We start from the raw sequence: 717 nt of genomic DNA on the forward strand, positions 1-717 counted from the left end.
ACCGCGACCCTGGCCGGCGGGCAGGTGGACCGGCAGGTGTTCACCGTCCCGTACCTGGGCAACGCAATCCGCGCCCTGCGCGATCCCGTGGTCTTGAAGGTCCTGATGTACGGCGCCCCGGCCGCCCTCGTCCTCCTGCTCCTCGCCTCGATCTGGCGCAAAAACCCCGACGCCGGCAACGCCGCTGCGGACACCGGCGCCGGCGCCGCCGGCGTGGGCGCTGCTGCCGGGCGGCCGTTGCCGGCCTTTGACCGCCGCCCCCTCAGGCGCCTGGCCCGGGAGATGAAGAGCAAGGAAGCGGCCCGGAAGTTCGCCGCCGCCTACGCCAGGCTGCTGCCGGCCCGGGTGGAGCGGATCAGCCACGCCCTGAGCACCGGCAACACCGAGCTCGCCATGGACGCGGTGCTCAGCCTGAAAACCAGCTCCTCGATGGTCGGGGCGCTCCGGATGGAACAACACTGCCTCCGCCTCGAACACGCCCTGGCCACGACCGACCACACCGCCGCGGCCCGGGCCGGGGACGCCGTCCGCGAGCACCAGGCCCAGCTGGAAAAAGCCCTGGGCGGTCACACCGCCCGGCGCGCCGCCTGAAATCCTCCAAGAACCGGACCCGGTGCCCTGCCCTTACCGCCTGAAAACGGTGAGAATGGAACCGACCACCGGGCCTGACAGAAAGCCGCCGACCTTGCGAAGAAGCCGGAGCACCGCCGACACCGC

1 protein-coding gene is annotated in these 717 nt (G+C 72.0%); it reads left to right on the forward strand.

Going from position 1 to position 717, the window contains the following annotated elements:
- The coding region (locus AC1DJW_RS26490; RefSeq protein WP_476902955.1) for an Hpt domain-containing protein at positions 1-591 on the forward strand (591 nt) is incomplete at its 5' end.
- Positions 592-717: the final 126 nt, after the last annotated feature.

Source organism: Arthrobacter sp. 05L417, from assembly GCF_056397865.1.